The following is a 12,067-nucleotide window of genomic DNA, read 5'->3' as shown; positions in this document are numbered from 1 at the left end:
GGGGCCGGCCGGCGGCGGTTGCTGATTCACCATACAATGCCAGCACATCCACCGTCCGCGTCCTTGCCGGCGCGGCGGCAGCCGGCTCCCCCCGCCGCGCCCGGATGCCAGCGTTCCGCGCAGCCGGGCGCCCGTACCCGCCGGCAGCCAGCCGGCACCTCTGTGTCTGGATATGCCCGGTAGTTCCGCCTTTTCCTTCCTGCGTACCCTCTGCAGCCTGCGCTGGCTCGCCATCGCGGGCCAAGCCGCCACCATCCTGCTGGCCAGCAGCGTGCTGGGCCTGGCCCTGCCGCTGGAGCCGCTGTGGATCGGCGTCGGCGCGCTGATCGGCTTCAACGTCTACGCAAGCCTGCGCCTGCGGCACCGCCGTGACCTGTCCCATGCCACGGCATTCGGCCATCTGTTCGTGGACATGGCGGTGCTGGCATGGATGGTGGGCTGGAGCGGCGGAATCAGCAATCCGTTCGGCATGATGTTCCTGATCCTGACCGCGCTGGCGGCCCTGGCCTTGCCGCGCAACTGGGCGCTGGCCGCGGCGGTGGCGGGCATCTCGGGCTATGCGGCGGCGGCGATCTTCGGCCAGCCGCTGCGCGGCGAGGTCGACACCCACACGCTGCTGCTATGGGGCATGGGCGCCAATTTCCTCATTTCCGTGGTGGTGGTGCTGGTGTTTTCGACCCGCCTGGCCTCGGACCTGCGCGACCGCGAACGCGAACTGGCGCGGCTGCGCGAACGCTTCACCCGCAACGAAGGCATCGTCGCCCTGGCCACTCACGCCGCGGCGATGGCGCATGAACTGAACACCCCGCTGGCGACCATGACGCTGCTGGCCGACGAGATCGCCGCCGAGGTCAAGGACGACGACCTGCGCGCCGACGTCTCCACGCTCAGCCAGCTGCTGGCCCTGTGCCGGGAACGTATCCGCAATCTGGCGGTCCCAACCGCGGTGGACCTGGTCCGGGTGGTGGGACAGTGGCGCCTGATCCGGCCGACCATCGACCTGCAGCGCTCGGGCAGCCTGCCTGGCAGCCTGCGGGTGGATCCGGCCATCGCCCACCTGCTGCAGGCCCTCTTGAACAACGCGGCCGATGCCGGCGAAGCCGCCGGCGCCCCTCGCGTGGATCTGCATCTGGAGTACGGTTATGGCGCCCTGCGCGGCGAAGTCAGGGACTACGGCCGGGGTTTCGATCCCGACCAGACCCTGTTGCCGGCGACCAGCCTGTTCAACAGCGGCAAGCCGGGAGGGCTGGGCGTGGGCCTGGCGCTATCGCACGCCACGGTGGAACAGATGGGCGGCGAAATGACCATGACCGCCGCCGAAGATGGCGGCACGCGTATTCGTTTTTACCTCCCGCTAGGGAACCCCGGGACTTGAGTGCAATGAACCCAACCGATCTTGGCCTGCTGATCGACGACGACGAGCTGTATGTGCGCACCTTGCAGCGCAGCCTGTCGCGCCGCGGCCTGGAAACCCGAACCGCCACCGGCATCGCCGAAGCGCTGCGCGTGGCCGAGGAAATCCGCCCCGCCTTCGCCCTGGTGGACTTGCGCCTGGGCGAAGACTCCGGCCTGACCTTGATCCGGCCGCTGCGCGCCCTGCGCGCCGACATGCGGATCCTGCTGGTCACCGGTTACGCCAGCGTGGCCACCGCCGTCGAGGCCATCAAGCGCGGCGCGGACGACTACCTGCCCAAGCCCGCCACGGCGCCGATGATCCTGCGCACGCTGGGCCTGGTGAAGCCGGAAAACGTTACGATCGAAACCACCATGACACCGTTGCACCGCCTAGAATGGGAGCACATCCACCAGGCCCTGCACGAAACCGGCGGCAATGTTTCGGCGGCCGCTCGCCTGTTGGGCATGCACCGGCGCTCCCTGCAGCGCAAACTGGCCAAAAAACCGGGGCCGGAACGCGAGGTGCTCATCGACTGATTTGTGCAGATGCGACAAATCGTCGCATATCCCGCATGTGCAGGTGCGACATATCGTCGCACCCTGGAACCCTGCAGCAGCCCCCTGCCCCCCTAGGAAAACCCTAAATCTGTTTCCCTTGGGGCGGAATCCCCCCAGGCAATGCGACCATTCGTCGCATGCTTGACCCATATCAAGCCGATAGGATGGACGTTGCTGCCTAGCAGCACTTCCGCTTGCTGCTACGCAGCATTTTCCACCTTCCATCCAAGGCTGTACGTGAAACACCCCCTCCTTGCGACCCTTACGCGCATTCTTAGCGTCGGCGCGGTCATGCTGCTTGGCGGCTGCAACATGGAAATCCTCTCCCCCAAGGGAGATATCGGCATCCAGGAAAGGACTTTGCTGTTCACGACGACCGGGCTGATGCTCATCGTCGTGATTCCAGTCATCGTCATGATCCTGGCTTTTGCCTGGAAATACCGCGCCTCCAACACCAAAGCTGACTACCAGCCCAAGTGGGCCCACTCCACGGCGATCGAAGTCGTAGTCTGGACCATCCCTTGTATCATCGTGGCCATTCTGGCCGTGATCACCTGGCGCTCGACGCATGCGCTGGATCCCTACAAGCCGCTCGTGTCCGAACACAAGCCGGTGACCATCGAGGTGGTTTCGCTGGATTGGAAGTGGCTGTTCATCTACCCCGAGTACGACATCGCCACGGTCAACGAGATCGCGTTCCCCGTCGATGTGCCGGTCAACTTCCGGATCACCTCGGCCACGGTCATGAACTCGTTCTTCATCCCCCAGCTGGGCAGCCAGATCTACTCGATGGCTGGCATGGAGACCAAGCTGCACCTGAACGCGCGCGAAGCCGGCACCTATGCGGGCATCTCGGCCAACTACAGCGGCGCCGGCTTCTCCGGCATGCGCTTCAAGGCCATCGCCATGCCGCAGGAAGGGTTCGACAACTGGATCAAGGAAGCCAAGGCCGCCCCGGCCGCGCTGACCCCCGAGGTCTATGCGGAGCTGACCAAGCGCAGCGAGCACAACCCGGTCGTCAAGTACTCCTCGGCGCCCCCCGCCATGTTTGATTTCATTCTTGGCAGCACCATGACCAAGATGGCCGGCGTGGACTCCGCCACGTGCACCCCCACGTCGAACAATCTGATCGCAGGAATTAACTAACAATGCTCGGGAAACTCACCCTCGAGGCCATTCCGTACCATGAACCCATCGTCATGGTTACGCTGGCCGCCGTGTGCCTGGGAGGCCTAGCGGTCTTCGGCGCCATCACCTACTTCCAGAAGTGGAAGTATCTCTGGACGGAGTGGCTGACCACGGTCGACCACAAGCGTATCGGCGTGATGTACATCATCGTCGCCCTGATCATGCTGCTGCGCGGCTTCGCCGACGCCATCATGATGCGTACCCAGTTGGCGGTCGCGTCCGCCGACTCGGCGGGCTTCCTGCCGCCGCACCACTACGACCAGATCTTCACCGCCCACGGCGTCATCATGATTTTCTTCATGGCGATGCCCTTCATCACCGGGCTGATGAACCTTGTCGTGCCGCTGCAGATCGGCGCTCGCGACGTGGCCTACCCGTTCTTGAACTCGCTGAGCTTCTGGCTGTTCGGCGCCGGCGTCGCGCTGATGATGATCTCGCTGTTCGTGGGCGAATTCGCCGCGACCGGCTGGCTCGCCTATCCGCCGCTCTCCGGGCTGGACTACAGCCCGAGCGTGGGGGTGGATTACTACATCTGGGCGCTCCAGATATCCGGGTTGGGCACCACGCTTAGCGGTATCAACTTCATCGTGACCATCCTGCGCATGCGCGCGCCGGGCATGAGCCTGATGAAGATGCCGATCTTCACCTGGACCTCGCTGGTCACCAACGTCCTGATCGTCGCTGCCTTCCCCGTGCTGGCCGCAACGCTCGCGCTGCTGACGATGGACCGCTACCTGGGCACGCACTTCTTCACGAACGACATGGGCGGCAACGTCATGATGTACGTGAACCTGATCTGGATCTGGGGCCACCCCGAGGTCTACATCCTGGTGCTGCCGGCGTTCGGCGTGTATTCGGAAATCGTTGCCACCTACGCCCGCAAGACCCTGTTCGGCTACAAATCCATGGTTTACGCCACGGCCGCCATCGGCGTGCTGTCGTTCCTGGTCTGGCTGCACCACTTCTTCACCATGGGCGCGGGAGCCAACGTCAATGCCTTCTTCGGCATAGCGACAATGATCATCTCGATCCCGACGGGCGCGAAGATCTTCAACTGGCTGTTCACCATCTACCGCGGCCGCCTGCGCATCACCACGCCGGTGCTGTGGACGCTGGGCTTCATGATCGTCTTCGTCATCGGCGGCATGACCGGCGTGATGCTGGCCATCCCCGGCGTGTCTTTCGTGCTGCACAACAGCCTGTTCCTGATCGCCCACTTCCACAACACCATCATCGGTGGCGTGGTGTTCGGTTGCATCGCCGGCATGACCTACTGGTTCCCCAAGGCCTTCGGCTTCAAGCTGAACGAACGCCTGGGCCGCTATTCGTTCTACTGCTGGTTCGTCGGCTTCTTCCTGGCCTTCATGCCCCTGTACATCCTGGGCTTCAAGGGCATGACCCGTCGCCTGAACCACTACGACAACCCCGAATGGCAGCCCTACCTGCTGGTCGCCCTGGCCGGCGCCGCGCTGATCATGCTGGGCATCTGGTTCCTGCTGCAGCAAGTTTTCGTGTCGGTTCGCCAGCGCAAGCAGAACCAGGACATCACCGGCGATCCCTGGGATGGCCGCACGCTGGAATGGTCGATCTCTTCGCCCGCTCCTTTCTACAACTTCGCCCACGTGCCGCACGTTGACTCGCTGGACCAGTTCTGGGAAGACAAGCAGAACGGCAAGGCTTACAAGCGCCCGGCCAAGTACGAAGACATCCACATGCCGAAGAACACCGCCGCCGGCGTATTCATCGGCGCCTTTGGCCTGGTCATGTGCTTTGCCCTGATCTGGCACATCTGGTGGCTGTCCATCGTCGGTTTCGTCGGCATGATCGGTTCGTTCATCGTCCGCGCCTATGACCGCGACGTCGACTACTGGGTCCCGGCCGCGGAAGTCGAACGCATCGAAAACGCTCACTTTGACAAAATGCAGAAGGCCGCCTGAGCCATGATTCAAGCCGTAGCCACTCACCCCCACGCGGGTCACGACGATCACGCGCATCACGACGATGGATCCAAGACCGTTTTCGGTTTCTGGGTCTATCTGATGAGCGACTTGCTGATCTTCTCGGTGCTGTTCGCCACGTTCGCGGTGTTGTTCAACGCCACCGCGGGCGGTCCGACGGGCAAGGAACTGTTCGATCTGAAGTTCGTGCTGGTCGAAACGCTGTTGCTGCTGTTCTCCAGCTTCACGTTCGGCATGGCCAACCTGAACGTGCACGCCAACAACAAGAGCCGCGCCATGGGCTGGTTGATGGTGACGTTCCTGTTCGGCGCGGGCTTCATCGCGATGGAAGTCTATGAATTCCATCACCTGATCTCGATCGGCGCCGGCCCCGGCCGCAGCGCGTACCTGTCGGCGTTCTTCACGCTGATCGGCACGCACGGCCTGCACGTCACCTTCGGCCTGATCTGGATCATCGTCCTGCTGGACATGATCCGCCGCCATGGCCTGGATTCGATCAACAAGCGTCGTCTGGCGTGCCTGAGCCTGTTCTGGCACTTCCTGGACATCGTCTGGATCTGCGTCTTCACCTTCGTCTATCTCATGGGAGCCATCTGATGTCGCACTCCGCTGCGGCCGCACACGGCCACGACGACCACGCCGCCGACCACGGCAGCCTGAAGTCCTACATCATCGGTTTCGTGCTCTCGCTGCTTCTCACCTTCGGCTCCTTCGGCCTGGTGATGAACGGCGGACTGTCCCACACCATCACCATCATCGGTGTGGTGGCGCTGTGCGTGATCCAGCTGCTGGTGCAGCTGGTGTACTTCCTGCACATGGGCGCATCGAAGTCGGCCCGCGACAACCTGGCCACGTTCCTGTTCACCGTCATGATCATCGCCATCATCGTTGGCGGTTCGGCATGGGTGCTCTACAACATGAACGTCAACATGGGTCACGCCATGTAATGACGGCCTGCCGTTGAAGCAAAATACAGGCGCCTGCGGGCGCCTGTTTTTTTTTACCCGGCGATACGCCGATCGCGCGGCCCCGGAACCATGCCAGACAACGCGGACGCAGCGCGGGTTTCGTTATATATTCAACACCATAACGATTTGATTAACAGTTTAATCATCGGCAACCACCGCCTTCCGACCATGAACGCCGTCTCCCTCGCTCCCGTAGCAACCCCGGCCGACAGGACCGACCTCGCCTCGCGGTTCTGCGGCGCGCTGCTGCGCCATGCCCCACCGGGCCATCCGGACGCAGGCTTCTTCGCCACCGTCATCGGCAAGAGCCTGGCCGGCGGCGACCTGGGCCGCTGCGGCCTGGCGCCGCGCGAACTGGAAAGCCTCGCGGCGTGCCTCTTCCCCGGCGCACTGACGGGCCACGACCCGGCGTTGGCGAGCCTGCGCGAGCAGGCCGCCATCTACCCGGCCCGCCGCGCAGATACGGCCCAGACGGAATTCATGCGCCTGATGCGCGCGCTGCTGGACACCTGGGCAGCGCCCGGCGCGGGCACGACACCCTGGGTCACCAGCGTGCTGGCGCATGCCTGTCTCCGGCCCGACCATCTGTGGCGGGACCTGGGCCTGTCGGGCCGCGAGGACGTGACCTTCCTGCTGGCACGGCACTATCCCGGCCTGATGGTGCGCAATGTGCGCAACCTGCGGTGGAAGCAGTTCCTGGCCTATTCCGCCTGCGAGCAGGCGGGCCTGCCGCCAACCGCCGCGCCGGGCTGCCCGGCCTGCGAAGACTATGGTTTCTGCTATTCGGACATGCCGGACTGAGGACCGTTCTCAGAACCGGTATGTCGCGCCCACGCCCGCTCCCAGGCTGCGCCCGGCAGCGGGTTCGTAGTAGCGTCCGTTGGTCTCGTTGACGATCACGGATCCGGCGTAGCGCCGGTCGAACAGGTTGTCTACACGCCCGTAGGCGTTCAGCTCCCAAGCCCCCGCCTTCAATACATACCCCGCGCCAAGTGCCGCCACGAAGTAGGCAGGCGCGTCGCCGTCGTTGGCATCGTTCACGTAGATCTTGCTGAGAAAACGCCCTTCCATCGATGCCTGCCAACCCTCCGGCGGCGCCCAGGCCAGCGAGGCATAGGCTGCCTGGCGCGCGATGCCGGGGATCTTGTTGCCGGCGCGGATATCGCCTGGCCCGTCGTCGGCATACCGCGCATTCAGCCAGGTGTAGGAGAGTTGCGCGCGCCCATGTCTGGCGAACTCGCCGGACCAGCCCAGCTCCACGCCATCGCGCCGCGTGCGGCCGGCGTTCTGGTACGTGGTCCGTCCGCCGGAGCTGCCCGCGGACACGATCTCGTCGTCGGTGCCGGTATGGAACACCGCGGCCGTCAGCAAGCCGCCCGCCAGGTTCGCCTTCACGCCCGCCTCCAGATTGGTGCTGAGCGCCGGCGCCAGCCCGAAGTTCAGGCCGGGCTGGCCGCCGGGACGGTAAGAGATCTCGTTGAGCGTCGGCGTCTCGAATCCCCGCCCATACGACGCGTAAAAGCTCAGATCCGGATTCGGCGCATAACGGACGGCCGCGACCGGCAAGGCCTTGCGATAGCGCGCGTCGCCACTGTCGTCGACATTGCCGGCCGCAATGTAATGATCGTTGGAATCGAAGCCGACCGTGCTGTAACGCAGGCCGGCATCCAGCGTCCAGCGCTCCGTCACCTGCCAGGATGCCTGCAGGTAAGGATCCGCGTTGTAGACGGTATTGGTCTCGTCGCGCCGCAGCGCGCCCTGCACGCCCAGTTGCCGGCTGGCGCCCTCACCCGTGTAGTTCTGGTAGCCCTTGCGGTCTTCGCGCATGGAGTCATAGGAAAAGCCGCCGATCAACGTCAATGGCCGGCCCGCCATCGTCTGCTCGGAGGTCCAGCGCAGATCGGCGCCGCCGTACTGACGCTTCAGGTCTATCACCCCGCCAGCCTGGGTGGGCGCCATCTGCGCGGCCGGGGGAATGGCCTGGTATTGCGTAGTGTCCCGCTGGCCGTAATAAACCATCACGCGCAAGGTATTGCGGCCGTCCACCTGGCGCTCGTAGACCGCGCCGCCCTGGGTCTGCCTGACCGTCTTGCGGGTGTCGTACTGCCGGGCCAGTGGAGCCGCGCGCGGATCGTCCTGGAACTGCTGGTAGGTCAGACCCAGCGGATCCTGCGCCTTGAGGTCCACGCTGTTGGCCACGATGGTCAGGCGGCTGGCGTCGTCCAGTTGCAGGCCGAGCTTGGCATTGCCCAGGTTCTTGCGGGCGGCGCTGTGGTCGCGATAGCCGTCGGTGGTGAAACGGGTCAGGTCCAGCACGTAGTCCAGCGCGCCGGCTGCGCCGTGGGCGCGGGCGCCGTAACGCCAGGTGCCGTAGCTGCCGCCCCAGCCGCTGGTCGCGAGCGAGGGCGGCGCCGCGCCATCCTCGGTAAACACCTGGATCACGCCGCCCGAGGAATTGCCGTACAGCGCGGAAAACGGTCCGCGCAGCACTTCGACATGGCCGATGGACCCGATATCGATGTTCGACGTCTGCCCCTGTCCGTCCGGCATGGTGGCCGGAATGCCGTCCACGTACAGGCGCACGCCGCGCACGCCGAAAGTGGAGCGGGCGCCAAAGCCGCGGCTGGATATCTGCAGATCCTGGGCGTAGTTCTGGCGGTTCTGGATCTGCAGGCCCGGCACGCCGGCCAAGCCCTCGGACAGGTTGATGCCCGGCTGGTTCAGGCGCATGGCCGCGCCCTCCACCACGTTGACCGAGGCCGGAGTATCCAGCACCGTGGTGTCCAGGCGCGTGCCCGTCACAACGACGGCAGGCAAAAGCGGTTCCGCTTCCTGCGCCCAGGCGGTCCCAGCCGGAAACGACGCCAGCAGGCCATGCACGGCCCAATGCCCCACGCCCGTACGCCACCATTGCCGCTGCGTCAAACACGCCTCCTGTAGGGGCCGCGGCGGGAATCGGTTCTAATACCCGCCATGGATAACTTGCAAGACATCGAACGCCGCCTGCTGGAGCTGGAGGTCAAGGCCAGCTTTTCGGACGACATGCTGGAACAGCTCAACCAGATCATCGTGCGCCAGCAACAGCAGATAGACCGGCTGATGCGCGAAGTGGCCGACCTGCGCCAGCAGGCGCCCGAGGGCGGCGCCCCCTTCCGCAGCCTGCGCGACGAGATACCGCCGCACTACTGATACGGGCCGCGCCTCTTCGCCGCCCTTCCCCGCCTGCGCCCAGTGCTTCATGGAATCGCCGTATTCCAGGCATTCCTGCGCCTGAAAATCCGTCCCCGATTCCATCAATGGAAAATATATCCTAAGAAATTGCCTATCTTTCCACTGATGGGAATATCTTTTACCAATATACGGGTTTATCCCTAGTCCGATTCAGCGCACTATTGAGCCATCGGGAAACAGCAACGAACCAGACGGATAGGCCGCCGATTCGCTCCCAAAGCTCTTGAAATCGGAGATTTACCATGAAGACCCTCGCTACCGCTTTGATGATGTCCCTGGCCGCGCTAAGCGCTGGCGCCTACGCCGCCTCGCCCAACATCGAACCCAACAACGTTCCGTTCCAAGGTGTTTACGGCACCCCCTACGAAGGCCCGACCCGCGCCCAGGTGCAGGCTGAACTGGCCGCCGCCAAGGCTGCCGGCCAGATGGCTGAAGTGGAACCGAACAACGTGCCCTTCCAAGGTGTGTACGGCACGCCCCACACCGGCAAGACCCGCGCCGAAGTGCGCGCTGAATTGGCGGCAGCCCGCGCCGCCGGCCAGATGGCCGATGTGGAACCGAACAACGTGCCCTTCCAAGGCGTCTACCACGCCAACTGAGCGCACGCGGATTTACCCCTCCCCTTGTTGTACCTTGGCCGCCAGTCTCTGGCGGCTTTTTTTCGCCTATGCGGAAAGCGCCAGCCGCGCTTCTTGTGACCGGACGCTTCGGGCCCAGGTGTGGCCTCCAGGCAAAAACCGCTGGTTTCAGCGCGCCGCGCAGAGCATTGTTCCATCCGTTCGCGTACTATCGCCCCAAGATCAGGCATAACACTACGACTCAACAGGGAGCCCATCTTGAAACACACCCGCGTTCTCGCCTCTTTGCTCGTGGCTTGTGGCATGGCCGCGCCTGCGATCGCCGCGCCTCCGGTGATGCTGAACAATGCCATCATCACGCAAATCCCCAAGGGCGATCAGCCCTCGTTCCACGAAGCCGTGGCGCAGTCCCTGAACACGTCGGCCGACGGCCAGCGCACCCAGTGGAGCAGCACGCACCAGCCCAGGAAGGCTCCGCCCATCACCGTCCAGCTGACGCCTACGCAGACCAGCAGGGTCAAGGACGACCGCGTCTGCCGTTTCCTGGTTGGCGATTTCGCTCGCGGCGCCACCACCGAAAAATGGCAGTTCTGGTTCTGCAAGCAGCCTGACGGCACCTGGAAGGCCAGCCGCAACTAAGCTCGCCCCGCGCCGGACTTCAGCGCAAAAAAGCCGCGCCATCCGGAGATGGCGCGGCTTTTTGTCTTTTTGCCCTGGCGTGGCCCGGCGGTGAATGCGCGCCGGGGCTGGATCAGGCCGAGGCTTCGACCCGGTTGGCGTCCAGCACCGTCATCGCAGTCATGTTGATGATGCGGCGCACGGTGGAGCTGGAGGTCAGAATGTGCACCGGCGCATTCGCGCCCAGCAGGAACGGGCCCACCGCCACGTTGCCGCCCGCGGCCGTCTTGAGCAGGTTGTAGGCGATGTTGCCGGAGTCCACGTTCGGGCACACCAGCAGATTGGCCTCGCCCTTGAGCGACGACGAGGGCAGGATGCGCATGCGCAGCGCTTCGTCCAGCGCGCAGTCGCCATGCATCTCGCCATCGATTTCCAGGTCCGGCGCGGCCTGGCGCACCAGTTCCAGCGCGCGGCGCATCTTCGCGCCCGACGCCGAACTACCCGAACCGAAGTTCGAGCGCGACAGCAACGCGACCTTGGGCGCCAGGTTCATGCGGGCCATTTCCTGCGCCGCCATCACCGTGAATTCGGCGATCTGTTCGGCCGAGGGTTCATCGTTGACGTGCGTGTCCACCAGCACCACCGTGCGCTCGTTGAGCAACAGGATGTTCATGGCCGCGTACACATTGTGGCCGGGGCGGCGGCCGATGACCTCGTCCACGAAGCGCAGGTGGTCGTGGTAGGCGCCAACCGTGCCGCAGACCATGCCGTCGGCATCGCCCAGGTGCACCATCATCGCGCCGATCAGGGTCAGGCGGCGGCGCATTTCGACGCGCGCCATTTCCTTGGTGATGCCGCGGCGGCACATCAGTTCCCAGTACGTGGTCCAGTACTGATGGAAGCGCTCGTCGTATTCCGGATTGGTGACCTCGACGTCCTCGCCCAGGCGCAGGCGCAAGCCGAATTTCTCGATGCGTGACAGCAGCACGGACGGCCGGCCCACCAGGATGGGACGGGCCAAGCCTTCATCCACCACCACCTGCACCGCGCGCAGCACGCGCTCGTCCTCGCCTTCCGTAAACACGATGCGGGCCTTGCCGCCTTCGCGCACGATGCGTTTGGCTGCCGAGAACAAGGGCTTCATGAAGGCGCCCGAGTGGTACACGAACTGCTGCAGTTGCTCTTCGTAGGCTTCCAGGTCCGCCAGCGGACGCGTGGCCACGCCGCCATCCATGGCCGCCTTGGCCACCGCCGGGGCAATGCGCACGATCAGGCGCGGATCGAAGGGCTTGGGAATCAGGTATTCGGGGCCGAAGGAGATGTCGTAGGTGCCATAGGCCGCCGCCACGACTTCATTCTGTTCTTCCTCGGCCAGCTCGGCGATGGCGTACACCGCCGCCTTTTCCATCTCGCGGGTGATGGTGGTGGCGCCCACGTCCAGCGCGCCACGGAAGATGTACGGGAAGCACAGCACGTTGTTGACCTGGTTCGGATAATCCGAACGGCCGGTGGCCATGACCACGTCGTCGCGCACCGATTGCGCCACTTCCGGCAGGATCTCGGGCGTGGGATT

The 12,067-nt window shown here is 64.5% G+C and carries 12 protein-coding genes; 10 read left to right on the top strand and 2 right to left on the bottom strand.

Annotated elements, in window-relative coordinates; genetic code table 11:
* Nucleotides 1–172 precede the first annotated feature (172 nt).
* From CEY08_RS27710 to CEY08_RS27680, 7 genes are all read left to right on the top strand, one after another.
* Nucleotides 173–1,375: a HAMP domain-containing histidine kinase gene (locus tag CEY08_RS27710; RefSeq protein ID WP_042794893.1), complete on the top strand. Its 1,203-nt coding sequence runs from the start codon at nucleotides 173–175 to the stop codon at nucleotides 1,373–1,375.
* Nucleotides 1,376–1,380: 5 nt separating this feature from the next.
* On the top strand, nucleotides 1,381–1,932 hold the full coding sequence (locus CEY08_RS27705) for a response regulator transcription factor (protein ID WP_042794894.1): 552 nt from the start codon (nucleotides 1,381–1,383) through the stop codon (nucleotides 1,930–1,932).
* A 258-nt stretch (nucleotides 1,933–2,190) separates the two neighbouring features.
* Nucleotides 2,191–3,099, top strand: a complete 909-nt coding sequence (gene cyoA, locus CEY08_RS27700; RefSeq protein WP_042794895.1) for a ubiquinol oxidase subunit II — start codon at nucleotides 2,191–2,193, stop codon at nucleotides 3,097–3,099.
* Between the two features lie 2 nt (nucleotides 3,100–3,101).
* A complete protein-coding gene (cyoB, locus tag CEY08_RS27695; RefSeq protein ID WP_042794896.1) occupies nucleotides 3,102–5,078 on the top strand; it encodes a cytochrome o ubiquinol oxidase subunit I in 1,977 nt (658 codons plus the stop codon).
* Nucleotides 5,079–5,081: 3 nt separating this feature from the next.
* Nucleotides 5,082–5,696, top strand: coding sequence for a cytochrome o ubiquinol oxidase subunit III (gene cyoC / locus CEY08_RS27690; protein ID WP_042794897.1), 615 nt, complete (start codon nucleotides 5,082–5,084; stop codon nucleotides 5,694–5,696).
* A complete protein-coding gene (cyoD, locus tag CEY08_RS27685; RefSeq protein ID WP_042794898.1) occupies nucleotides 5,696–6,046 on the top strand; it encodes a cytochrome o ubiquinol oxidase subunit IV in 351 nt (116 codons plus the stop codon). Before cyoC ends, cyoD begins: the two co-directional genes overlap by 1 nt.
* Nucleotides 6,047–6,235: 189 nt before the next feature.
* Nucleotides 6,236–6,868, top strand: a complete 633-nt coding sequence (locus CEY08_RS27680; RefSeq protein ID WP_076815205.1) for a nitrogen fixation protein NifQ — start codon at nucleotides 6,236–6,238, stop codon at nucleotides 6,866–6,868.
* A 9-nt stretch (nucleotides 6,869–6,877) separates the two neighbouring features.
* On the opposite strand, the gene CEY08_RS27675 is transcribed toward CEY08_RS27680, so the two are convergent.
* The gene (locus CEY08_RS27675) at nucleotides 6,878–8,962 is read right to left on the bottom strand and encodes a TonB-dependent receptor (protein ID WP_076817880.1); all 2,085 of its coding nucleotides are present in this window, start codon (nucleotides 8,960–8,962) and stop codon (nucleotides 6,878–6,880) included.
* A gap of 78 nt (nucleotides 8,963–9,040) precedes the next feature.
* Here CEY08_RS27675 and CEY08_RS27670 point away from each other — a divergent pair, with 78 nt between their 5' ends.
* From CEY08_RS27670 to CEY08_RS27660, 3 genes are all read left to right on the top strand, one after another.
* Entirely contained in the window at nucleotides 9,041–9,256 is a 216-nt protein-coding gene (locus tag CEY08_RS27670; RefSeq protein ID WP_059377677.1) for a SlyX family protein, read from the top strand.
* Nucleotides 9,257–9,540: 284 nt separating this feature from the next.
* Nucleotides 9,541–9,897 (top strand): DUF4148 domain-containing protein, encoded by a 357-nt coding sequence (locus CEY08_RS27665; RefSeq protein WP_042794901.1) that lies wholly within the window; start codon nucleotides 9,541–9,543, stop codon nucleotides 9,895–9,897.
* 237 nt (nucleotides 9,898–10,134) lie between these two features.
* Nucleotides 10,135–10,515 carry a hypothetical protein gene (locus tag CEY08_RS27660; RefSeq protein WP_084738596.1) on the top strand — a complete coding sequence of 127 codons (381 nt, stop codon included), beginning with the start codon at nucleotides 10,135–10,137 and terminating at the stop codon, nucleotides 10,513–10,515.
* 112 nt (nucleotides 10,516–10,627) lie between these two features.
* Here the strand turns inward: CEY08_RS27660 and CEY08_RS27655 are convergent.
* Nucleotides 10,628–12,067, bottom strand: a 1,440-nt coding sequence (locus CEY08_RS27655) for a phosphate acyltransferase (protein ID WP_249278897.1), incomplete at its 5' end; no start/stop codon positions are given.

It is taken from the genome of Achromobacter insolitus (assembly GCF_002209555.1).
Lineage (GTDB): Bacteria > Pseudomonadota > Gammaproteobacteria > Burkholderiales > Burkholderiaceae_B > Achromobacter > Achromobacter insolitus.
The sequence above is the reverse complement of the archived record's forward strand: the minus strand, read 5'-3'. Positions and strand labels throughout refer to the sequence as shown.